The sequence below is a fragment of the Frigoribacterium sp. CFBP 13729 genome, from assembly GCF_014841875.1.
GTDB lineage: Bacteria > Actinomycetota > Actinomycetes > Actinomycetales > Microbacteriaceae > Frigoribacterium.
Window position 1 is genome coordinate 417,831 of sequence record NZ_JACYUR010000001.1, and the last position, 20,778, is coordinate 438,608.

Sequence of the window (20,778 nt, forward strand, 5' to 3'; positions counted from 1 at the left end):
TCAGACCTGGGCCTTCGTCTCGATCGCCTCGAGGATCTTCGCCACGGCGTCGGCGACGGGCACGCCGTTCTCCTGGGAGCCGTCGCGGTAGCGGAAGCTCACTGCACCGGCGGCGCGGTCTTCTTCGCCCGCGATGAGCTGGAAGGGCACCTTGGACTTCGTGTGCGTGCGGATCTTCTTGGGGAACCGGTCGTCGCCGTGGTCGACCTGGGCGCGGACGCCCTTCTCGCGCAGCTGGCGCACCACGTCGTCGAGGTAGTCGCCGTACTCGTCGGCCACGGGGATCGCCACGACCTGGACCGGGGACAGCCACACGGGGAACGCCCCGGCGTAGTGCTCGGTGAGGACGCCGAAGAAGCGCTCGATGGTGCCGAACAGCGCACGGTGGATCATGACGGGACGCTGCCGGGTGCCGTCCGCGGCCGCGTACTCGAGCTCGAAGCGCTCGGGCAGGTTGAAGTCGAGCTGGACGGTCGACATCTGCCAGGTGCGGCCGATGGCGTCGCGGGCCTGCACCGAGATCTTGGGGCCGTAGAACGCGGCTCCGCCCGGGTCGGGGACGAGCTCGAGGCCGGACTCCTCCGCGACCTCGCGGAGGGTCTGCGTCGCGGTGTCCCAGATGTCGTCGTCGCCGACGTACTTGACCGGGTCCTTCGTCGAGAGCTCGAGGTAGAAGTCGGTCAGGCCGTAGTCACGGAGCAGGGACAGGACGAAGTTCAGGGTGCCGGTCAGCTCCTCCTTCATCTTCTCGCGCGTGGTGAAGATGTGCGCGTCGTCCTGGGTCATGCCCCGCACGCGGGTGAGGCCGTGGATGACGCCCGACTTCTCGTTGCGGTAGACGGTCCCGAACTCGAAGAGGCGCATCGGCAGGTCGCGGTACGACCGCGGCTGCGAGCGGTACGCGAGGATGTGCATCGGGCAGTTCATCGGCTTGAGGTAGTAGTCGGCGCCCTGGCGGGTGACCTCGCCCTCGTCGTTCCGGGCCTCGTCGAGCTTCATGGCCGGGAACATGCCGTCCTTGTACCAGCCGAGGTGGCCCGAGGTCTCGAACAGGCTCGCCTTGGTGATGTGCGGCGTGTACACGAAGTCGTAGCCGGCGGCCTCGTGGCGACGGCGGGAGTAGTCCTCCATCTCGCGACGGATGATGCCGCCCCTCGGGTGGAAGATCGCGAGGCCCGAGCCGATCTCGTCCGGGAACGAGAAGAGGTCGAGCTCGACGCCGAGCTTGCGGTGGTCGCGCTTCGCCGCCTCCTCGAGGCGAGCCTGGTACTCGCGCAGTTCGTCCTTCGTGGGCCAGGCGGTGCCGTAGATGCGCTGCAGCTGCGGGTTCTTCTCCGAGCCGCGCCAGTAGGCGGCGGCGACGCGCATCAGCTTCGTGGCGTTGCCGAGGACGCGGGTGCTCGGCACGTGCGGGCCGCGGCAGAGGTCGGACCAGAGCACGTCGCCGGACTTCGGGTCGACGTTGTCGTAGATGGTCAGCTCGGCACCGCCCACCTCGACGGACTCGCCGTCGTCGCCGATCTCGTCGGCCGAGCCGCCCTTGAGGCCGATCAGCTCGAGCTTGTAGGGCTCGCCGGCGAGCTCGGCGCGGGCCTCGGCCTCGGTGACGACGCGGCGGCGGAAGCGCTGGCCCTGGCGGATGATCCGCTCCATGCCCTTCTCGATCGCCTTGAGGTCGTCGGGGGTGAAGGGCTCGGCGACGTCGAAGTCGTAGTAGAAGCCGTCGGTGACGGGCGGGCCGATGCCGAGCTTCGCCTCCGGGTTGATGCCCTGCACGGCCTGCGCCATGACGTGCGCGGCCGAGTGCCGCAACACGGCCAGGCCGTCGGGCGAGCCGACGGTGACGGCCTCGGCGACGTCGCCCGGGTGCAGCTCGGACGCGAGGTCGCGCAGCTCGCCGGCGACGCGCATCGCGACGACGCCCTTGTCCGTGAACAGCTCGAGCCCCGTCGTGGTCTCGGTCGCCTCGACGGTCTCAGGTGCGGCGGCGAGGGCGGCGGGGGCAGGCTGGTCTGACACGGTGGAGGGCTCCTGACGATCGAGGGGACGCGCGCCAGTTTAGTGCCGCCGGCAGCGGCGGACGCCGCCGGTCAGGCCTCCCTCGGCGCCGTCCAGCCCAGGTCGAGGTCGTGCTGGTCGACCTCGCCGGGGCCGAGCTGCCAGACGTACTCGTTCTTCAGCTTCGCGCCGTCGCGGGCGAAGGGGCCCGTCCGGTGCGCGTAGAAGGCGACGGTGGGGAGGGTCGCGGGCGCCGCGGTGCGGATCGCGTTCGAGAAGTCGAGGTTCAGGCGCCGCAGGCCGCTCACGACGACGTCGCGCCACGGGCCGGTGTCGACGTCGCCGGCGTGGGCCGAGAGCTGCAGCGCGATGTGCAGCTGACGGTCGCCCGCCGCGTCCTCGAAGGCGATGAGCCGGTGGTTCTCGACGGCCTGCAGCAGGGCAGGGTCGCCCTGGAGCACGTCGCGGAGGGCGTCGGGCGCGACGACGGCGCCGTTGTAGTCGACCGAGAGGTCGCTCCGGCCGTAGTGGAACAGCAGCGGCAGGTCGAGGAACTTCTCGGCGACGACCGCCGACAGCCCCTTCTCGCGCAGCACCGGCAGGACGTCGCGCATCCGGGTGACGTGCCCCCGGTCGTGGATGTTGTAGCGGATGCGGGGGCTGATGTTCTCGGCGCGGGCGATCGTGACGACGAGCTCGCCGGCCTCGTTCGTCTCGATCAGGTACCCGAAGGGGTTGAACTGGAAGATCATCGGCAGCACGCCGTACTCCTGCTGCCGGGTGAGCCGGGCCGCGAGGTCGGGGTCGTCGGCGATCGCACGGCGGAGGGCCACGGTGAACTCGGTCTCGATGCCGAGGTTGATCTCGAGGTCGCTCGCGCCGTACGAGCCGAGGACCGCGCGGGCGTACTTGAGGATGTGTCCGCGCATGTTCTCGCTGATGCCCTCGCCCCCGAACGCGGCGACGATGGTGTACTGCGACCAGTCGAGCCGGTCGTCCTCGAAGAGGCCCTTGAGGAACGGCGGGTAGCTGAGGATGACGTAGGTGAAGCCGGTGCCGAACTCGCGCATCGTCTGGATGATCTTGTCCGGGTCAGGTCCGATCGACTTGATCATCGTCGACTCGGTGAGCGACGCGGTGACGTTCATGCCGGTGGCCCAGGCGCCGAGCGAGAACGCGTTGAGCACGAACGGCGGGTGCGGCAGCTCGGCCGACGTGCGGGCGAACCCGAGCTGCAGCAGCTGTCTCGTGGCCTGGCGCTCGTCGGGGCCGCGCACCCAGCTCGTCGGCACGCCCGAGCTGCCCGACGACTCGTCGACGACCACCCCTCGGCGCGGGAGGCGGCCGCCGAGGCAGCGCTCGGCGATGCTCCAGCGCTTGACGTACGACTCCTTGTCCATCTCGGGCAGTCGGGCGAACGCCGCCTCGACGCCGTCACGGGTGTCGAGGCGACGGCCCTGCCCGTGCTCCCGGAGGAACGCCCGGTAGGCGGGCACCGACCGCGCCGCTCGCTCCATGGTGCGCCAGGCGCGCCAGCGCCCGAGCCGCCAGCGCAGCGGCTCGATGCCGGGGACGAGCAGGAGGCGGTGCGTCTCGACCCGGGGCATCGCGAGCTTGACGAGGCCGTCGACGACCCGGAGGAGCGTGAAGACCACGAGCCGCTTCATCGTCCCTCCCCCGCCCCGATCGTCATCGCGGCGGCCGGGCGTCGGTGGGCCACGGGCGGCGGAGCGCTCCGCCCCAGCCGGAACAGCATCCAGGCCATGCGCCCGTCCTGCTCGTCGACGTCGACGGCGCGGACGAACGCGGCGTGCGACCGCGGGTTGGTGATGACGGTGCCGAACGGGTGCAGGGCGACGCCGTGCCGCGACAGCTCGAGCCACACCTCGAGGAACGCCCGGCCCGCCTCGACGTGGTCGGCGGGGCCCGCGAACGGGCCCTCCAGCCAGGCGAGCTGGCGGACGCCCTTCATGGTGCCGAGGTAGACCCGCCTGACGGCGTCGCCGACGACCGGCGCCGTCCAGAGGCCGCGGTGGCCCATGGCGAACCGGAGCACCGGCCCCGGCATCAACATGGTCTCGGCGCTCAGGCCGTCGCCGGTCTCTGCCGCGTGCTTCGCCGAGAAGCGCAGCCAGGTCATGATCTCGGCGTGCACGTCGTCGTCCTGCAGGTCGTCGAAGAGCGTCTCCTGGTTGATGCGGACGACGTCGTCGACCGTCGCGGCGTCGGTCGTGCTGCGGAGGAGGTGCCCGTGGGAGGCGGCGATCGCGCGGGCGCCGGCCAGCACCTCCTCGTCCACGGTCGTCGCGTCGTAGGGGCGGCGCGACGTCTGCCGGGCGAGGAAGGCGTCGCGGGCGGCGCGGTCGGCGTCGGTCGCCTCGTGCGGCTCGAGCACGACCTCGGCCAGGCGGTGCAGCCGGGCGTCCCCGCCGAAGTCCATCGGTGCGAGGTCGAGCGCCTCGCGGACGACGAAGCCCTGGGCACGGGCGACGATCGCGAGGCCGGCGAGGAACACCCCGCCGCAGACGTGGGCGAACGGGATGCCGAACGACTCGGCGGGGAGGCCCCGGTCGAGGTCGTACCAGACGGTCGCGGTCGTCGGCGACGTCGGCTGCACGACGATCGGCTGCGAGTTGTGCGGCGACGGGTAGTGCCGCGCCTGCTCGATCAGTTCCGGCCAGGGCGTCGTCGGCCGGTCGCTCCCCCGAGGTTCCATGGGCCGACACTAGTGGCGGCGACGGCCTGCCCACCTGCACCTCAGGGATGAACCGGGGGCGGCGCACGAGCTGGTGCGCTGGTGCGCTGGTGTCAGCGGGCCGCGAGCTCCGCGCCGCAGGCCTCGGCCGCGACCCAGGCGAGCATGCCGCACTTCACCCGCATGACGAACTTCGAGACGCCGTGCAGCGCGACGGCGTCGCCGAGCACCTCGTCGTCGGGCTCCCCCGCGCCCCGCGACCTCATCATCGTGCGGAACTCGCCCACGAGCGCCGCGAGCTCGGGCAGCGACCGACCCGGCGCGAGACCGGAGAGGACGGACGCCGACGCCATCGAGATGCTGCACCCCGCGCCCTGCCAGCGCAGGTCGGCGATGCGGTCGGTGCCCGGCTCGAGCCGGACCCGCACCGTGATCTCGTCGCCGCAGGTCGGGTTCCGCTCGAAGTGCTCGGCGTCGGCGGCAGGGAGCTCGCCGTCGCCGTGCCGCGCCTTCGCGTGGTCGAGGATCACCTGCTGGTAGAGCGAGTCGAGGGAGGCGCTCATCGGGCGTCCTCCGCCCCGAAGTAGCCGCGGACCCCGGCGACGCCGGCGACCAGACGGTCGACCTCGGCGGCGGTCGTGTACAGGTAGGTGCTCGCCCGCGTCGTCGCCGTCACGCCCAGCCGCCGGTGCAGGGGCTGCGCGCAGTGGTGGCCGACGCGCACGGCGATCCCCTGGGCGTCGAGGTACTGGCCGACGTCGTGCGCGTGCACACCGTCGACGACGAAGCTGGCGAGGCCCGACCGCGGCACGCCGGCGGGCGGGCCGACGACGCGGACCCCCGGGAGCGCAGACAGGCCGACCACCAGCTGCTCGGCCAGCGCCTCCTCGTGGTCGCGGACGCGCTCGAGGCCGACGGCCTCGAGGTATCGCACGGCCTCGGCGAGGGCGACGGCCTGCGAGACCGGCTGCGTGCCGGCCTCGAAGCGCTGGGGCGCGGGCAGGTACTCGGCGGACTCGAGCGTCACGGTGGTGATCATCGAGCCTCCCGTGCGGAACGGGGGCAGGGCGTCGAGCAGCTCGCCACGGCCGACGAGCACGCCGATGCCGGTGGGCCCGAGCATCTTGTGGCCGGAGAACGCGGCGAAGTCGACGCCGAGGGCGCGGACGTCGACGGGGCGGTGGGGCACCGACTGGCAGGCGTCGAGCACGACCAGCGCGCCGACCCCGTGGGCGAGCTCGACCAGCTGCTCGACGGGCGCCACCAGCCCGGTCACGTTCGACACGTGGGCGAAGGCGAGCACCCGCGTGCGCTCGGTGACGACGGCACGGGCGTCGTCGAGCGTCCAGACGCCGTCGTCGTCGACCGGCACGACGCGCAGGACGGCCCCGGTGGTGGCCGCCACCTCTTGCCAGGGAACGAGGTTCGCGTGGTGCTCGGCCTCCGTCACGACGATCTCGTCGCCCGGGCGGAGCGCGAAACGGCGGGCGGCCTCGCCGCCGCGGCCGAGGGTCGCGGCCGTGAAGCCGTGCGCGACCAGGTTGATCGCGTCGGTCGCGTTCGCCGTCCAGACGACCTCGTGGGAGGCGGCGCCCACGAAGCGCGCGACGGTCTCGCGCGCCTCCTCGAACGCCTCGGTCGCGAGGGCGGCGAGGGTGTGCGCGCCGCGGTGCACGGCCGAGTTGTCGGTCTCGAGGAACCGGCGCTCGGCGTCGAGCGCCGAGCGCGGGCGCTGCGCCGTCGCGCCGGAGTCGAGGTAGGCCAGGGGCTCGCCCGAGACCTGCTGCGCGAGGATCGGGAAGTCGGCGCGGAGTCGCTCGACCTCGACGTCGTCGAGGGGGCGGGCGGGAGCGGCGGTCTGTTGCGGTGTCTGAGCTTGCTGCGGTGTCTGAGTCACGGTGTCCCTTCCCGACGATCGTAGCCAGGGCCGGTCGGCGGTCGACGGGGGCAACGACCAGCGTGCCCGTCCTGTTCCCGCACCGCCGCCTCCTGCGCCTTCGTGACGGCGCGTGACGCAGCCACGTGACACCGGCGGGACCGAGGTCCACCATCGGCACATGACGAACCAGAGGATCGAGACCAGCCACGCGGGAAGCCTGCCCCGCACGCCCGAGCTCATCGCGGCCAACGACGCCCGCCGCCTGGCCGACGACGGCCTCACGCTCGAGCGCACGCCCGACTTCGACGAGCTGCTGACCGCCGCGGTGGTCGACCTCGTTCGCCGCCAGCAGGACCTCGGCATCACCGTCGTCGGCGACGGCGAGTACGGCAAGGCCATGACGAGCGCGGTCGACTACGGCGCCTGGTGGTCGTACTCGTTCCAGCGGGTCTCGGGCCTGACCGTCACGGGCGCGGACATCTTCTCTCAGGAGCCGGTGCGCTCGTCGCCGGGGGACGTGCGGCTGACGTCGTTCCCCGACCGGCGCGACTGGACGATCTTCGCCGACGCCTACCAGGACCCGACCTCGGGCATCAGCACCGGCAAGACCGCGACCGCGTTCCCCAGCACCACGGGGCCGCTCGTGTACGTCGGGCAGTCGGCCATCGCCTCCGACATCGCCAACCTCAAGGCGGGGCTCGCGGCGACCGGCGCCGACCCGTCGTCCGGCTTCATCACGTCGCTGTCGCCCGGCAGCGGCGCGCGCATCGCGAACGACTTCTACGCGACCGAGGAGGAGCACATCTGGGCCTGGGCCGAGGTGCTGCGCGAGGAGTACACGGCGATCGTCGAGGCCGGCCTCACGGTGCAGATCGACGACCCGTCGATCGCCGAGAACTGGGACCAGATCGTCCCCGAGCCGAGCGTCGAGGACTACCGCGCCTTCACGCGCATCCGGGTCGAGGCGCTGAACCACGCCCTGCGCGGCCTGCCCGAGGACCAGATCCGGTTCCACCTCTGTTGGGGCAGCTGGCACGGACCGCACACCACCGACATCGAGTTCCGGCACATCGCCGACCTCATGCTCGAGATCACCGCCGGCGCGTACTCGTTCGAGGCGGCCAACGTGCGGCACGAGCACGAGTGGAAGGTCTGGCGCGACCTCGACCTGCCGGCGCACAAGAAGATCATCCCCGGCATCGTGAGCCACGCGACGAACGTCGTCGAGCACCCCGAGCTCGTCGCGGACCGCATCGAGGCGTTCGCGTCGGTGGTGGGGCCCGAACGGGTCGTCGCCTCGACCGACTGCGGGCTCGGCGGACGCATCCACCCGCAGATCGCCGTGGCGAAGCTCGCCGCGCTCGGCGAGGGCGCGCGCATCGCGAGCTCGCGGCTGTTCGGCTGAGCACACGGACCAGAGGAGGCGCACGGTGAGCCAGGCACACCCGCGAGCAGACCACGACCGGCACGGGTTCACCACCGAGCAGGTGCACGGAGGCGCGGCGACCGACGGCGACTTCGGCGCCCGCGTCTCGCCGATCCACCTCAGCGCGGGCTTCGTCTTCGACGACTTCGCCCAGGCCAGGGACCGCTTCGCCGGCGACGACCCCGGCTACGTCTACACCCGGAGCGGCAACCCCACCACGGCCGCGGTCGAGCGCCGCCTCGCGCTGCTCGAGCACGGCACGGACGCGCTGCTCGTCGGCACCGGGCAGGCGGCGATCACGGTCGCCCTGCTCGCACTGCTCGAGGCGGGCGACCACCTGGTCAGCGCGAGCAGCATCTACGAGGGCACGCGCGGCATCTTCGTTGACAACTTCGCCCGGCTCGGCATCGACGTCTCGTTCGTCGACGACGCGGGCGACCCCGAGGCGTGGCGACGGCTGATCCGTCCCGAGACGAAGCTGCTCTACGGCGAGCCGATCCCGAACCCGAAGAACGACCTGCTCGACGTGGCCGCGATCGCCGGGGTGGCCCACGAGGCGGGTCTGCCGCTCGTCGTCGACAACACGCTCGCGTCGCCGTACCTCTGGCGTCCCCTCGACGACGGGGCCGACCTCGTGGTGCACTCGGCGAGCAAGTTCCTCGCGGGGCACGGCACCGCCCTCGGCGGCGTGGTCGTCTCGGGCGACGCGTTCGACTGGACCGGGGTCGACGCGGGCGGCGCGCCGCGGTTCCCGCACCTGGTCGAACCGCGTCGTGCGCTGGCCGGCGTGAGCTACACGGAGCGGTTCGGGGCGCGGGCGGCGCTCGCCTACGCCCGCGAGGTCGTGGCCGCCCGGATCGGGCCGGCGCCCTCGCCGTTCAACGCGTTCCTCATCCAGCAGGGCGTCGAGACCCTCTCGCTCCGCGTCGAGCGGCACTCGGCCAACGCCCTCGCCGTCGCCACGTGGCTCGAGCAGCAGCACGAGGTCGAGTCCGTCGACTACGCGGGCCTCCCGTCGAGCCCGCACCACGCCCTGGCCGAGCGGTACCTGCCCCGGGGCGCGGGCAGCGTCTTCTCGTTCACGCTGCGCGGCGGGATCGCGGCGGCCGAGCTGTTCGTCGACGCCGTCGAGCTGGTCAGCCGCATGACCCACCTCGGCGACGTCCGGTCGCTGATCCTGCACCCGGGCACGACGACGCACGCGCTCCGCACGCCGGACGAGCAGCGGGCCGCCGGCATCTGGCCCGGGCTGCTGCGGCTGTCCGTCGGCATCGAGGACGTCGACGACCTGCTCCGCGACCTCGAGCGCGGCCTGGAGGCGGTGCGCCGGGGGCCGACCGTCTCGGGGCAGGGAGCCGAGCGGCCGGCCGGCACCGCGCCTCCTCGGCTGCACCCGGCCGCCGCAGAGGAGGACGCGGCGTGACCCGGCCGCAGCACTTCGGCTGGTTCTTCTCCCGCGGCTTCGGCCCGCAGGGCTGGGGCCACCCGTACCGGGAGTGGAACCACGACTGGACGAAGCCCGCGCTCTACCAGCAGTCGGTGCGCGAGCTCGAGCAGGCCGGCCTCGACCTGGTGATCATGGAGGACGCGCTGTCGCTCGGCTCGCCCGAGACCCTCGACCTGCGCGTCCGGGGCGCCTACGGCGGTCCGAAGCACGACCCGCTCATGCTGGCGCCCTACCTGTTCGCCGCGACGTCGCGCATCGGCATCGCTCCGACGATCAACGCCGGCGCCTACCCGCCGTACCTCGCCGCGCGTCAGTTCGCGACCCTGGCCCACCTCAGCGACGACCGCTTCGGCCTCAACCTCGTCACCGACACCGGCAGCGCCCGGCACTTCGGCCTGCCCGCGCTCGGGCACGACGCCGCCTACGACCGTGCCGACGAGTGGATGGCGGTCGTCCGACGCCTGTGGCACAGCTGGGGCGAGGAGGCGCTGGTCGCCGACCCGGGCACCGGTCGCTTCGCCGACGGGGCGGCGCTCGACGCGTTCCGGCACGTGGGCGAGCACTTCGACGTCGCCGGCCCGCTCAACGCGGTGCCGTTCGAGCGCGGCGACCCGGTCGTCGTCTCCCCTGGCGGTTCGGCTCGCGGCCTCGCGTTCGCGGGCACGCAGTCGGACGTGCAGCTGGCCCTCGCGCCGCTGGACGCGGGGAGCGTGCGCGACTACCGCGCACGCATCCTGACGGCGGCAGCCGAGCGAGGGCGGACGCCGTCGGACATCCGCGTGCTCTTCGTCGTCAAGCCCGAGATCGTGCCGAGCCGCGAGGAGGCGCTCCGGGTCGTCGAGGCGTCCCGGCACCCGTCCGACGACGTGCTGGAGGCGATCGCGCTGGGCCAGTCGAGCGACCTCGAGACCGACCTGACGACGCTGGACCTCGACCGGACGGTCGACCCGGCGATCTTCGGCGAGCACGTCTCGCACGGCTCGGTCAAGGGCCTGCTCGGCGGTGCCGGGTCGTTCGCGGACGCCACCCTGCGCGATCTGCTCACGGTCAAGGCGCGCAAGGGGCTCGTCAGCGAGCGGGCCGGGTTCGTCGGGACGGCGGACGAGTTCGCGGACTTCGTCGAGGAGCTCGGCGACGACGGCGGCAGCGACGGGATGATCTTCTCGGGCGACCTGCACCCCGTCACCGTGCACCGGATGCTCGACGAGCTCGTGCCGGTGCTGCGGCGGCGCGGAGTGCTGCGGCAGGAGCTCGGCGACGGCGGCCTGCGGGCCAACCTCTTCGACTTCTAGCGGCGCGAGGTCAGTCGTCGAGGGGCTTGAGCACGCGGCGGAGGAACTGCTGCGTGCGCGGCTCGCGGGGGCGGTTCAGCACCTCGGCGGGGGCGCCGCGCTCGACCACGACGCCGTCGTCCATGAAGACGACCTCGTCGGCGACCCGGCGGGCGAACTCGAGCTCGTGCGTGACGACGACCATCGTCCAGCCCTCGTCGGCGAGCTCCTTGACGACGGACAGGACGTCGCCGACGAGCTCGGGGTCGAGAGCGCTGGTGGGCTCGTCGAAGAGCAGCAGCTCCGGCCGGAGGGCCAGGGCGCGGACGATGCCGACCCGCTGCTGCTGGCCGCCCGAGAGCTCGACCGGCCAGGCGTCGACGCGGGAGGCGAGGCCCACCCGCGCGAGGAGCTCACGGGCCTCGGCCCGCGCCTCCTCGGGGTCACGGCCCTGGACGCGGATCGGCCCCTCGACCACGTTCTGCAGCACGGTGAGGTGCGGGAACAGGTTGAAGTGCTGGAACACCATGGACGACCGGTCCCGGAGGGCGAGCAGGTCGCGCTTCGCGACCTTGCCGCCGAAGTCCACGACCCGGCCGTCGGACAGGGTCGCCCGCCCGGCGTCGGGGACCTCGAGGCTGTTCAGGGACCGCAGCACGGTCGTCTTGCCCGAGCCGGACGGCCCGATGATCGCCACGACCCGGCCGCGCCGCACCTCGAGGTCGATGCCCTTGAGCACCTCCGTGGCGCCGAACGACTTGCGGAGGCCCTCGACGCGGAGGACGAGCGCGGCCGCCTGGCCGGGGCGACCCGGCCGGGCGGAGGCGCCGGACAGGGGCGGGTCAGCGGGCGACATGTCGGTCCAGTCTCTTCTCGAGGGCGTCCTGCCCGAACGACAGCACGAGGCAGATCACCCAGTAGATCAGGGCCGCCTCGAGGTAGATCAGCAGGAACTGGTTCGACACGGTCGCGATCTGCTGCGCCTGGCGGAACAGCTCGACGACGAGGATGACGCTGGCGAGCGAGGTGTCCTTGACGAGGCTGATGAACGTGTTCGACAGCGGGGGCACCGAGACGCGCGCCGCCTGCGGCAGGATGATCCGCCGCAGCGCCAGGCCGCGCGACATGCCGATGGTGTGCGCCGCCTCCCACTGGCCCTTGGGCACCGAGAGGATGGCCGCCCGGATCACCTCGGCCGCGTAGCCGCCGACGTTGAGCGAGAACGCGATGATCGCGCTCGGCCACGGGTCGAGCCGCACGCCGATGGACGGCAGCCCGTAGAAGACGACGAACAGCTGCACGAGCAACGGCGTGCCCCGGATCACCGACGTGTAGAACCGCGCCAGCCCGGACAGCCAGGCGCGCCCCGACAACCGCATCATCGCGACGACGAGGGCGATGACCAGGCCGATCGCCATGGAGGCGAGGGCCAGCGGGATCGAGGCGACCAGGGCACCCGACGCGATCGGCCAGAACGCCCGGCCGAAGAGGTCGAGTGAGGACTGCACGTTACTCGCTGACGTCCTGGCCGAAGTACGTGGAGGAGATCTGAGCCAGCGTGCCGTCGGCCTTCAGCTCCGCCAGCGCGTCGTCCATCGCCTGCACGAGGTCGTCGCTGCCCTTGGTCGTCACGAGCGCCGAGCGCGACACGTCGTCGGTCGTCGCCGCGATCTTGATCGCCGCCGCCTGCTCGGGGTTGGTCTTCACGTAGTCGAGGAAGGTGAGCTCGTCGTTGACGGTGGCGTCGATGCGCCCCTGCTCGACGAGGGCGACCGACTGGGCCCAGCCCTCGACGACCTGGACGTCGGCGCCGGCGTCCTTCGCCGTGTCGTAGAAGTTGCTCGACTGCGACTGCGCGGTCGTCTTGCCGGCGAGGTCGGCGAGCGACGTGATCGAGGTGTCGTCGGCGGCGGTCACGACGACGCCGCGGCTGACCGTGTACGGCGTCGAGAAGTCGAAGGTCGCCTCGCGCTCGTCGGTGATCGAGATCTGGTTCGCGACGACGTCGAAGCGACCGGCGTCGAGGCCCGCGAGCAGCGCGTCGAACTGGGTCTCCTGGAAGCTGGGCTCGACGCCGAGCTTCTCGGCGACGGCGGTGGCCACGTCGACGTCGTAGCCGGTCAGGGCTCCCGAACCGCCCTCGTGGTACGTGAAGGGCTGGTAGGTGCCCTCGGTGCCGATGACGAGCACGCCGGCGTCCTGGATGTCGGAGAGGCTCTTCGCCGCGCTGGTGTCCGCCGTGGCGCTCCCGGTCTGCGAGACGACGTCGTCGGTCGAGGCGGGCGCGCACGCCGTCAGCAGCAGGGCTGCGGCGGAGGCGACGCCGACGGCGAGGATCCGGGTCGTGCGGGAGAGGCGGGGAGTCGAGAACGTCACGGGTGATCTTCCTGGTCGATGAGCTGCCCGGGTCTGCCGGGCCTCCGACCCTAACCGCGCAGGCGCGGCGGTGATTCCCCGTGTCGTCTCGTGACGTCGGCGAGGGCGCTCGGGTCAGCGTCGGCGGGCGGCGAGGGCGCCCGGCAGGTCGACGCCCGAGCCGGCGTCGAGCCGGAGATGCTCGTGGGCGACGCGGTCGGCGGACAGCGCCACGAGGCTGAGCGAGAGCGAGCCGAACCAGGTGCCCTGCAGCAGGTCGGCCCGGACCAGCGCCTCGTCGTCGGACAGCGGCAGCCCACTGCTCTCGCGCAGCAGGTCGAGCCACGGCCGCCAGCTGCCCTCGTCCTGCTCGGGCAGCGGGCCCACCGGTGCGGCGACGCCCCGGAACCGGGGCAGCCAGCGCGCCACTCGGGCCACCTGGTCGTCGTCGGGCGCACCGTGCGTGAGGACGTGCACGCCCGGCGAGAGCGGCACGCTCGCGAGTCGGTCGCCGTCCCAGCTCGTGTGGACGGCTCCGGAGGCGTCGGCCGAGAGGAGGTTGAAGGTGCGGGTCGCGGGACGTCCGCTGGGCAGCTCTCCGGCGGCGGCCGCCTCGAGCGGCAGCGCGCCGCGGGTGCGCCAGCCCCCCTCGGGGACCGGCGGCTGCTCTCGCCGGTTGAGGACGACGGAGGCGCGGGCCGGCCCGGTCGCCGTGGCCAGCCAGGCTCCCCCGGCCTCGCGGTCGTGCAGGCCCTCGACGCGGTCGCCGAGCTTGGGCCACCAGGCGGCGGGCGGATCCCAGGGGCGGTCGGCCGACTCGTCGCGGAGCCCGAGGAACACCACCGGCCACTCGGCGCCGGGAGCGACGGACACGACGACGGTGCACACGGTGCGGCCTCCTCCGGCACGATCCGTCGGGATGCGGCATCGTGGTGGCTGCAACGCTACCCGCCGACGGGCACCAGCTCGGCGGCCGACCGACAGGGGCACCACCGTGACCGACAGCACCGCCGCCGCCGCCGACGCCGCAGGAGAAGCCCACATCGCAGCAGCCGCAGCCGCAGCCCACGACGCGGTCGGCGCCGACGCCCGCCGGCTGACCGTCGTCGTCGGCATCTGCGGCGGCATCGCCGCCTACAAGGCCGTGTCCGTGGTGCGCGAGCTCGTGCTGCGGGGCCACGACGTGCACGTCGTCCCCACGGAGGCGGCCCTCCGGTTCGTCGGCGCCCCCACCCTCGAGGCGATCAGCCGCAACCCGGTGCACACCTCCGTCTTCGACGACGTCGCCCAGGTGCGCCACGTCGCCCTCGGCCAGCAGGCCGACCTGATCCTCGTCGCGCCGGCGACCGCGCACACCCTCGCGAAGCTCGCCCACGGGCTGAGCGACGACCTGCTCGGCACGACCGTCCTCGCGAGCACGGCGCCGCTCGTCGTCGCGCCCGCGATGCACACGCAGATGTGGCAGGCGGCCTCGACCACCGACAACGTGGCGCTGCTCCGTGCGCGGGGCGTCGTCGTGGTCGGTCCCGACGAAGGCCCGCTGACCGGCGGCGACAGCGGCCCCGGCCGGCTGAGCGAGCCCGGCGTGATCGTCGACGCGGCGCTCGCGGTCGTCGCGGGCCGGGCCGAGGAGGCGCGGCGGCGTGACAGAGCCGGTCGCGACCTCGTCGGCCGCGTCGTCGTCGTCACGGCCGGCGGGACGCGCGAGCCCCTCGACCCCGTGCGCTGGCTCGGCAACCGCTCGAGCGGCAAGCAGGGCCTCGCCGTCGCCCGCGAGGCCACGGCCCGTGGCGCCCGCGTGGTCTTCGTCGCGGCCCACGTCGACGACGAGGTCGCGGCTGCGGTCGCGCAGCTGGCGGGCGTCGAGGTGCGGACCGCCGGCACCGCGACCGAGCTGGACGTCGCCACCACGACGGCGGCCGAGGAGGCCGACGTCGTCGTGATGGCGGCCGCGGTCGCGGACTGGACGCCCGCCTCCGTCGCCGACGCCAAGCTGAAGAAGGACGACGCGGGCGACCGACTCACCCTCGACCTGGTGCGCACCGTCGACGTGCTGGCCGGCCTCGTGGCACGGCGCCGGACGGGCCAGGTCGTCGTGGGCTTCGCCGCCGAGACCTCGACCGGGCGGGACGACCTGATCGCCCTGGGCCGCCGCAAGCTCGCGCGGAAGCCCGCCGACCTGCTCGTGCTCAACCAGGTCGGCTGGGCCGAGGGCTTCGGCCGGGACGAGTCCGTCGCGGTCCTGCTCGGTCGGGAGGGCGCCGTCGTCGGGGAGTCGAGCGGCACCAAGGCGGACACGGCGCGCGCCCTGCTCGACGCCGTGGTCAGCCTGCTCGGCGCTGCTTCAGCCACACCACGAGCGTGAAGCTGAAGACGACGAGCACCATCCACGACCCGATCTTGCTGGGGTGCACGATCGACCAGCCGTCGACCTGGGAGGCGTAGGTCCACGCGCCCATCAAGGTCGCCGCGTTCTCGGCGACCCAGATGAAGAAGCCGATCAGGGCGAAGGCGACGAGCAGGGGCATCCTCCGGTCGCGGCCCCGCACCCGGAACGTCACCCCCTTGCGTCCCAGCAGCACGGCGGCCACGCCGAGCAGCGCCCAGCGCAGGTCGACGACCCAGTGGTTCGTGAAGAAGTTGACGTAGAAGGCGAGCGCGAGGGCGAGGGTCGGCAGCATCCGCAGCCGGTCGACCCGCAGGTCGAGACGCCGCCAGGCCTGGCAGACGTAGCTGCCCACCGCCGCGTACATGAAGCCGCTGTAGAGCGGGACGTCGCCGATCCGCAGCACGCCCGGCTCGGGGTACGACCACGACCCGACCGCCACCTTGAACACCTCGAGACCGAGGCCGAGCAGGTGGAACAGGCAGATCACGACGAGCTCGTCACGGGTCTCGAGCCGGGTCGCGACGAAGACGACCTGCACGAGCACGCACCAGACCAGCATCGCGTCGTAGCGCGGCAGCCCGAGGTCGACGACGCTCGTCAGGGCGAGGCCCGCGAGCACGGCCACGGCGAACGCGCACGACAGCGCCTGCTGCACGCCGAACGCGACGAGGTCGCGACCGGCCTCGAGGAGGCGGTCGGCGCCTCCTGCTCGGCTGCCCGCCACGGATCGTGCACCGGTCACGACGACCTCCCACGACACCGAGGGTCGGCGTCGGGTCGACGCTACGAGCAGCGCACCCGACGGCGCGTCGTCCTCGGGGAGCATCTCGCTCCTCCGCGGTGAGGAGATCGACACGTGTCGCCGGTGGGGGACGTCGACCGCCGACCGGGGGACGACGACTTGCGCGTTAACCTGCGTGCGACACAATGCCCTCGTGAGCAAGAAGATCGACGCAGCCCTCAAGTCCCTCGTCAAGGCCCTCGAGCACCACGGCGAGGTGATGAGCGACCGTCCCGTGAGCGCCAAGCGCGCGGGCCGCGCCACCGAGAAGGTGCGTCAGGCCGCCTCCGCCTACACCCAGGTCGTCGCCGACAAGACGGGCCAGCCGAACCCCTTCGTCGACTTCCTCGACCCCGAGACCGTGCAGTCGCTGCGCGGCGAGCGGGACGCCATCGCCACGAAGAAGACGAAGAAGCACGACGACTAGCGGGCACGCCGCGGCGGCCCGGCCGCCGTGGCCCTGCCCTCGGACGTGCCCGCCGCAGCCGCAGCCGCAGCACCGGCCGCAGCGTCAGTCGATCGCGGCGACCGCGACGGCCCGCGCCGTGATGGCCAGGCAGACGGTGTCCCCGACGGCGCGCCGCCGGTCGGCCCGGTGGTCGAGGGTGATGAGCACGTCGCCCGCCGTCCGCACGACGGTCCGCACGGTGGCCCCGCGGAACGACACCTGCTCGACCGTGCCGGCGAGGCCCCGGTCGGCGAACACCACGTCCTCCGGCCGCACGTAGGCCCAGACCGGGCCGTCGGCGCAGACCCCCACGGCCGGCACCTCTCCCCCGGGCAGGCGGACCCGACCCGAGACGACCTCGGAGCGCAGCCGGTTGCTCGTCCCGACGAACTCCGCGACGAACTGCGTCGCCGGCGTCGCGTAGAGCTCCTCGGGGGCACCGATCTGCTCGATGCCGCCGGCGTGCATGACCGCCACGCGGTCGGCGACCGCCAGCGCCTCCTCCTGGTCGTGGGTGACGAACAGCGTCGTGATCGACAGCTCGCGCTGGATGCGTCGGATCTCGTCGCGGAGCTGGACGCGCACCTTCGCGTCGAGGGCGCTGAGCGGCTCGTCGAGCAGCAGGACGCGCGGCCGGGTGACGAGGGCGCGGGCGAGGGCGACACGCTGCTGCTGGCCGCCCGACAGCTGGTGCGCGTACCGGGAGCCGAGGTCGCCGAGCCCGACCAGGTCGAGCATCTCGACAGCGCGCCGTGCCCGCTCGGCCCGGGCCACGCGTCGCATCCGCAGGCCGAACTCGACGTTCTGCTGGACCGTGAGGTGCGGGAACAGCGAGTACGCCTGGAACACCATCCCGACGTCGCGCCGGTGCGTCGGGACGCCGACGACGTCACGGCCGTCGATCGAGACGGTCCCGCTCGTCACGGCCTCCAGCCCGGCGAGGCTGCGGAGGGCGGTGGTCTTGCCGCAGCCCGACGGCCCGAGCAGGGCGACCAGCTCGCCGGCACCCAGGTCGAGGTCGAGGCCCGTCAGGGCGCGGTGGCCGGCGTACTCCTTGACCACGGACCGGAAGGCGACGGTCGCGCCGGCGGCACCGGTCGTCGAGGAGGCGGCGGCGGGCCGGTCGGGCAGGGTGGCGGTCACGAGAGGGCCTTCCGGGAGGTGGAGGAGGGGGCGGCGGGACGCGCCGTGCCGACGGAGCCGACCCGGCCCATCACGACGAGCAGCACGAACGCGAAGGCGAGTGCGAGCAGGGCGACGATCACGGCGGCGAACGGGTCGCTGCGGCTGATCTGGACGAGCGAGGTCTGCAGGGTGACGCGGTTCAGCAGCGACGAGATCGTGTACTCGCCGAGCACGACGGCGACTGTGATGAAGGCGGCGGCGAGCAGCCCGCGACGGAGGCTCGGCACGACGACCAGCACCAGGGTCGAGAGCCAGCTCGAGCCGAGGGTCCGCGACGCCTCGGTCAGGGTCCGCAGGTCGGTCGCCGCGAGGTCTGACTGCACGGCCCGGTAGGCGTAAGGCAGCACGGTGACCCCGTAGGCGAGGGCGAGCGTCCAGGCCCCCGAGCCGAGGAGGCGCGCCACGACCGAGTAGACAGGCGCGAGCCCGACGACGAGCACGATCGCCGGCACCGTGATCGGCACGAGGCAGACGAACTCGAGCACGCGCGACAGGCGCGGGTACCGCAGGTGGACGAGCACCATCGCGGGCACCAGCATCACGAGGACGAGCACCGCGGTGACGACCGCGAGCACGAGGCTGTTCGTGACGCCCTCGACGAGGTTGCGGTAGGCACGGCCGTTCTCCGGGTCGGCCAGGGCGAGCCAGTGGCCGAGGTCGTGGCCGGTGCCGTCGGCGCTCCGCAGCGAGAAGGCGATCATGGCGGCGATCGGCACGGCGAAGACGAGGCCGATGACGACGAGGGCGGCGCGGCGGGCGGCGGGCGACGCGGCGCCGGGGCCGCTGCCGCGGGTCGTGCCGCGGCCGGCCGCGCTCATCGCGTCCACCGGTCGGTGCGGCGCTGCAGCAGGGAGTAGCCGACCATGAGCACGACCATCACGAGCACCATCCCGAGGGCGAGCACGCCCGCGACGTTCTCCCGGCCGAGCACCGTCTCGCTGACGAGGGCGGCGCGGATCTGGAGCGGCACGATCTGCGAGCCCTGGCTGATCAGGGCCGCCGCGGTCGCGTAGGACGAGAACGCGTTGGCGAAGAGGAGGAGCAGGCTGCCGGTGAAGGCGGGCGCCAGCACCGGGACGACGACGCGCACCAGGTGCTGGCGGGGCGTCCCGCCCAGGGTGGCGACCGCCTCCTGCCACTGGGGCTTGAGGCCGGTCACCGCGGGCATGAAGGTGATGACCATCAGCGGCACCTGGAAGTACAGGTAGGGCAGGAGGAGACCGGGGACCTCGTAGATCCACGCCCCGCCGGCGAAAATGTCGACGCCCGCCCGGGTCAGCAGCAGCTGCGTCACGACGCCCTGGATGCCGATCGTGGCGGTGAAGGCGAAGGCGAGCATCACGCCGCCGAACTGGGCGAGCACGCTGGCGGCGCCGTCGACGAGGCTGCGGACGAGCCCGTCGGGGCGGAGGGCGGTGAGGCCCCAGCAGACGACGGCGCCGACGACCGCTCCCCCGACGGCGGTGATGCCCGAGACGAGGAACGAGCTGGCGAAGGTGCGCAGCACGACGGGGTCGCCGAGCGCCGTCAGGGTCGACAGCGTGGGCCGGCCGTCACCGTCGACGAGGCCGGTGCCGAGCGCGAGCAGGCACGGCAGCACGAGGAACGCCAGCACGTACAGCACGAACGGCGTGAGCCCCCACCACGCCGCCGGACGGCGCCGGACCCTCGTGGGCGCGACGCCGTCCGGGGTGACGGAGGCCTGGGGGACGGTCTCCGCCAGGGTGGTCACGATCAGCCGATCGCCGCGGCCCACGACTGCGCGAGCAGGGCCGAGGCGGCCTCGGTCTGCTCGCTCGTCAGCTGCACGGTGTCCTCGGGCTGCTCGCCGACGGCGTCCAGGGCGTCCTGGTCGACGGTGCCGGCCTCGACCATCGCGGCCAGGCGGACGGGGTAGGCGCCGGCAGCGAGGTACAGGTTCTGCGCCGTGTCGCCCATGATGAACTCCTGCCACAGGCGCGCGGCGGCCGGGTGCGGCGCGTCCACGTTGATCGCCTGGTTGTAGTAGCTGGCGAGGGCCGTGCCGGGCAGGACGGCAGTCTTCCAGTCGCGGCCGCCCGCGTCGGCCGCGGCGGCGAGGTTGTTGTAGCTCCAGTCGAAGACGACGGGCGTCTCCCCCGAGGCGATCGTCGCCGGGGTCGGGTCGGTCGGCAGGAAGTTGCCGGCGTCGGCCAGCTGGCCGAAGAAGTCGACGCCCGGCTGCACGTCGTCCGCGCTGCCGCCGTCCTGCAGGGCGGCCCACTCGACGGCGGCCGCGGCCGCGCCCGCCTGGGTCGGGTCGCCGTTGATCGCGATCTTGCCCTTGTAGTCGTCGCCGAGCAGGTCGTCGAGGCTGGTGGGCTCGGGGACGGCGTCCGCGTCGTAGCCGACCGACATCAGGCCCGTGTAGTCGTAGACCCAGGTGCCGTCGACGTCCTTGTGGTCGTCGGCGATGTCGTCCCACGTGGTGACCTTGTAGGGCGCGAACTGGTCGGTGTTCGCCAGCGCGACGGCCGAGCCGAGGTCGAAGACGTCGGGGGCGCCGTCCTGCCCCGCCAGGTTCTGAGCCGCGGTGATCTCCTCGGCGCTCGACACGTCGGGGCTGTCCGAGTTGACGGTGATGTCGTACTCGGCCTCGAAGGCGTCGATGATCTTCCCGTAGTTGGCCCAGGTGTCGGGCAGGGCGATGACGTTGAGCTCGCCCTCCGCCTCGGCGGCGGCGACGAGGGCGTCCATCCCGCCCAGGTCGGCGGCGCTGGTCGCGGTGGCGGCGTCGGTGTCGGAGGCGCCTGCCGCGTCGGACGCGTCGGCGGAGGCCGAGCAGCCGGTCAGGCCGAGGGCGAGGGCGCCGAGGGCGGCGGCGGCGGCGAGGTGTCGCTTGTCGATCACGGGTGGGTCCTCCTGGTGCTCGGCCGCCGGTCGCGT

At 73.1% G+C, this 20,778-nt stretch carries 19 protein-coding genes; 5 read left to right on the top strand and 14 right to left on the bottom strand.

Annotated elements, in window-relative coordinates; all coding sequences use genetic code 11:
• From thrS to IFT77_RS01890, 5 genes are all read right to left on the bottom strand, one after another.
• On the bottom strand, positions 1 to 1,911 hold the full coding sequence (gene thrS / locus IFT77_RS01870) for a threonine--tRNA ligase (protein ID WP_244638438.1): 1,911 nt from the start codon (positions 1,909 to 1,911) through the stop codon (positions 1 to 3).
• A 179-nt stretch (positions 1,912 to 2,090) separates the two neighbouring features.
• Positions 2,091 to 3,665 (bottom strand): phenylacetate--CoA ligase family protein, encoded by a 1,575-nt coding sequence (locus IFT77_RS01875; RefSeq protein WP_192041723.1) that lies wholly within the window; start codon positions 3,663 to 3,665, stop codon positions 2,091 to 2,093.
• Positions 3,662 to 4,714 (bottom strand): hypothetical protein, encoded by a 1,053-nt coding sequence (locus IFT77_RS01880; protein ID WP_192169078.1) that lies wholly within the window; start codon positions 4,712 to 4,714, stop codon positions 3,662 to 3,664. The genes IFT77_RS01875 and IFT77_RS01880 overlap by 4 nt, the downstream gene beginning before the upstream one ends.
• Positions 4,715 to 4,806: 92 nt before the next feature.
• Positions 4,807 to 5,256 carry a Fe-S cluster assembly sulfur transfer protein SufU gene (sufU, locus tag IFT77_RS01885; protein WP_192169079.1) on the bottom strand — a complete coding sequence of 150 codons (450 nt, stop codon included), beginning with the start codon at positions 5,254 to 5,256 and terminating at the stop codon, positions 4,807 to 4,809.
• Entirely contained in the window at positions 5,253 to 6,590 is a 1,338-nt protein-coding gene (locus IFT77_RS01890) for an aminotransferase class V-fold PLP-dependent enzyme (RefSeq protein WP_371740879.1), read from the bottom strand. Before IFT77_RS01890 ends, sufU begins: the two co-directional genes overlap by 4 nt.
• A 160-nt stretch (positions 6,591 to 6,750) precedes the next feature.
• Here IFT77_RS01890 and IFT77_RS01895 point away from each other — a divergent pair, with 160 nt between their 5' ends.
• Genes IFT77_RS01895 through IFT77_RS01905 form a run of 3 tightly spaced genes read left to right on the top strand, consistent with a single transcriptional unit; the run spans position 6,751 to position 10,737 of the window.
• Complete coding sequence (locus tag IFT77_RS01895) at positions 6,751 to 7,977, top strand: cobalamin-independent methionine synthase II family protein (protein WP_192169081.1); 1,227 nt, start codon at positions 6,751 to 6,753, stop codon at positions 7,975 to 7,977.
• 25 nt (positions 7,978 to 8,002) lie between these two features.
• The gene (locus IFT77_RS01900) at positions 8,003 to 9,421 is read left to right on the top strand and encodes a PLP-dependent transferase (protein ID WP_192041728.1); all 1,419 of its coding nucleotides are present in this window, start codon (positions 8,003 to 8,005) and stop codon (positions 9,419 to 9,421) included.
• Positions 9,418 to 10,737 carry an LLM class flavin-dependent oxidoreductase gene (locus IFT77_RS01905; protein WP_192169082.1) on the top strand — a complete coding sequence of 440 codons (1,320 nt, stop codon included), beginning with the start codon at positions 9,418 to 9,420 and terminating at the stop codon, positions 10,735 to 10,737. Before IFT77_RS01900 ends, IFT77_RS01905 begins: the two co-directional genes overlap by 4 nt.
• A 10-nt stretch (positions 10,738 to 10,747) precedes the next feature.
• Here IFT77_RS01905 and IFT77_RS01910 read toward each other — a convergent pair whose 3' ends face one another.
• From IFT77_RS01910 to IFT77_RS01925, 4 genes are all read right to left on the bottom strand, one after another.
• The gene (locus tag IFT77_RS01910; RefSeq protein ID WP_192041730.1) at positions 10,748 to 11,572 is read right to left on the bottom strand and encodes an amino acid ABC transporter ATP-binding protein; all 825 of its coding nucleotides are present in this window, start codon (positions 11,570 to 11,572) and stop codon (positions 10,748 to 10,750) included.
• Positions 11,559 to 12,224 carry an amino acid ABC transporter permease gene (locus IFT77_RS01915; protein ID WP_371740880.1) on the bottom strand — a complete coding sequence of 222 codons (666 nt, stop codon included), beginning with the start codon at positions 12,222 to 12,224 and terminating at the stop codon, positions 11,559 to 11,561. The genes IFT77_RS01910 and IFT77_RS01915 overlap by 14 nt, the downstream gene beginning before the upstream one ends.
• A gap of 1 nt (position 12,225) precedes the next feature.
• The gene (locus tag IFT77_RS01920; protein ID WP_371740881.1) at positions 12,226 to 13,092 is read right to left on the bottom strand and encodes a transporter substrate-binding domain-containing protein; all 867 of its coding nucleotides are present in this window, start codon (positions 13,090 to 13,092) and stop codon (positions 12,226 to 12,228) included.
• Positions 13,093 to 13,206: 114 nt separating this feature from the next.
• Entirely contained in the window at positions 13,207 to 13,959 is a 753-nt protein-coding gene (locus IFT77_RS01925) for an NRDE family protein (protein ID WP_192169083.1), read from the bottom strand.
• Between the two features lie 208 nt (positions 13,960 to 14,167).
• On the opposite strand from IFT77_RS01925, the gene coaBC reads away from it, so the two are divergent.
• A complete protein-coding gene (coaBC, locus tag IFT77_RS01930) occupies positions 14,168 to 15,436 on the top strand; it encodes a bifunctional phosphopantothenoylcysteine decarboxylase/phosphopantothenate--cysteine ligase CoaBC (RefSeq protein WP_192169484.1) in 1,269 nt (422 codons plus the stop codon).
• Here coaBC and IFT77_RS01935 read toward each other — a convergent pair.
• Complete coding sequence (locus IFT77_RS01935; protein ID WP_192169084.1) at positions 15,396 to 16,286, bottom strand: DUF817 domain-containing protein; 891 nt, start codon at positions 16,284 to 16,286, stop codon at positions 15,396 to 15,398. The genes coaBC and IFT77_RS01935 overlap by 41 nt on opposite strands.
• 109 nt (positions 16,287 to 16,395) lie before the next feature.
• Between IFT77_RS01935 and IFT77_RS01940 the strand changes: the two genes are divergently transcribed.
• On the top strand, positions 16,396 to 16,668 hold the full coding sequence (locus tag IFT77_RS01940; RefSeq protein ID WP_123545960.1) for a hypothetical protein: 273 nt from the start codon (positions 16,396 to 16,398) through the stop codon (positions 16,666 to 16,668).
• An 84-nt stretch (positions 16,669 to 16,752) separates the two neighbouring features.
• Here IFT77_RS01940 and IFT77_RS01945 read toward each other — a convergent pair whose 3' ends face one another.
• Genes IFT77_RS01945 through IFT77_RS01960 form a run of 4 tightly spaced genes read right to left on the bottom strand, consistent with a single transcriptional unit; the run spans position 16,753 to position 20,742 of the window.
• A complete protein-coding gene (locus IFT77_RS01945) occupies positions 16,753 to 17,832 on the bottom strand; it encodes an ATP-binding cassette domain-containing protein (RefSeq protein WP_192169085.1) in 1,080 nt (359 codons plus the stop codon).
• Positions 17,829 to 18,692: an ABC transporter permease gene (locus tag IFT77_RS01950; protein WP_192041734.1), complete on the bottom strand. Its 864-nt coding sequence runs from the start codon at positions 18,690 to 18,692 to the stop codon at positions 17,829 to 17,831. The genes IFT77_RS01945 and IFT77_RS01950 overlap by 4 nt, the downstream gene beginning before the upstream one ends.
• Positions 18,689 to 19,606, bottom strand: coding sequence for an ABC transporter permease (locus tag IFT77_RS01955; protein WP_371740882.1), 918 nt, complete (start codon positions 19,604 to 19,606; stop codon positions 18,689 to 18,691). Before IFT77_RS01955 ends, IFT77_RS01950 begins: the two co-directional genes overlap by 4 nt.
• Before the next feature lie 2 nt (positions 19,607 to 19,608).
• Positions 19,609 to 20,742 carry an ABC transporter substrate-binding protein gene (locus IFT77_RS01960; protein ID WP_192169086.1) on the bottom strand — a complete coding sequence of 378 codons (1,134 nt, stop codon included), beginning with the start codon at positions 20,740 to 20,742 and terminating at the stop codon, positions 19,609 to 19,611.
• Positions 20,743 to 20,778 lie beyond the last annotated feature (36 nt).

Bases quoted from the DNA above. Each gene is read 5' to 3' on its own strand.
- thrS (WP_244638438.1), bottom strand. From the start codon at position 1,911: ATGCGCGTCGCCGGCGAGCTGCGCGACCTCGCGTCCGAGCTGCACCCG.
- IFT77_RS01875 (WP_192041723.1), bottom strand. From the start codon at position 3,665: ATGAAGCGGCTCGTGGTCTTCACGCTCCTCCGGGTCGTCGACGGCCTC.
- IFT77_RS01880 (WP_192169078.1), bottom strand. From the start codon at position 4,714: ATGGAACCTCGGGGGAGCGACCGGCCGACGACGCCCTGGCCGGAACTG.
- sufU (WP_192169079.1), bottom strand. From the start codon at position 5,256: ATGAGCGCCTCCCTCGACTCGCTCTACCAGCAGGTGATCCTCGACCAC.
- IFT77_RS01895 (WP_192169081.1), top strand. From the start codon at position 6,751: ATGACGAACCAGAGGATCGAGACCAGCCACGCGGGAAGCCTGCCCCGC.
- IFT77_RS01910 (WP_192041730.1), bottom strand. From the start codon at position 11,572: ATGTCGCCCGCTGACCCGCCCCTGTCCGGCGCCTCCGCCCGGCCGGGT.
- IFT77_RS01935 (WP_192169084.1), bottom strand. From the start codon at position 16,286: ATGCTCCCCGAGGACGACGCGCCGTCGGGTGCGCTGCTCGTAGCGTCG.
- IFT77_RS01950 (WP_192041734.1), bottom strand. From the start codon at position 18,692: ATGAGCGCGGCCGGCCGCGGCACGACCCGCGGCAGCGGCCCCGGCGCC.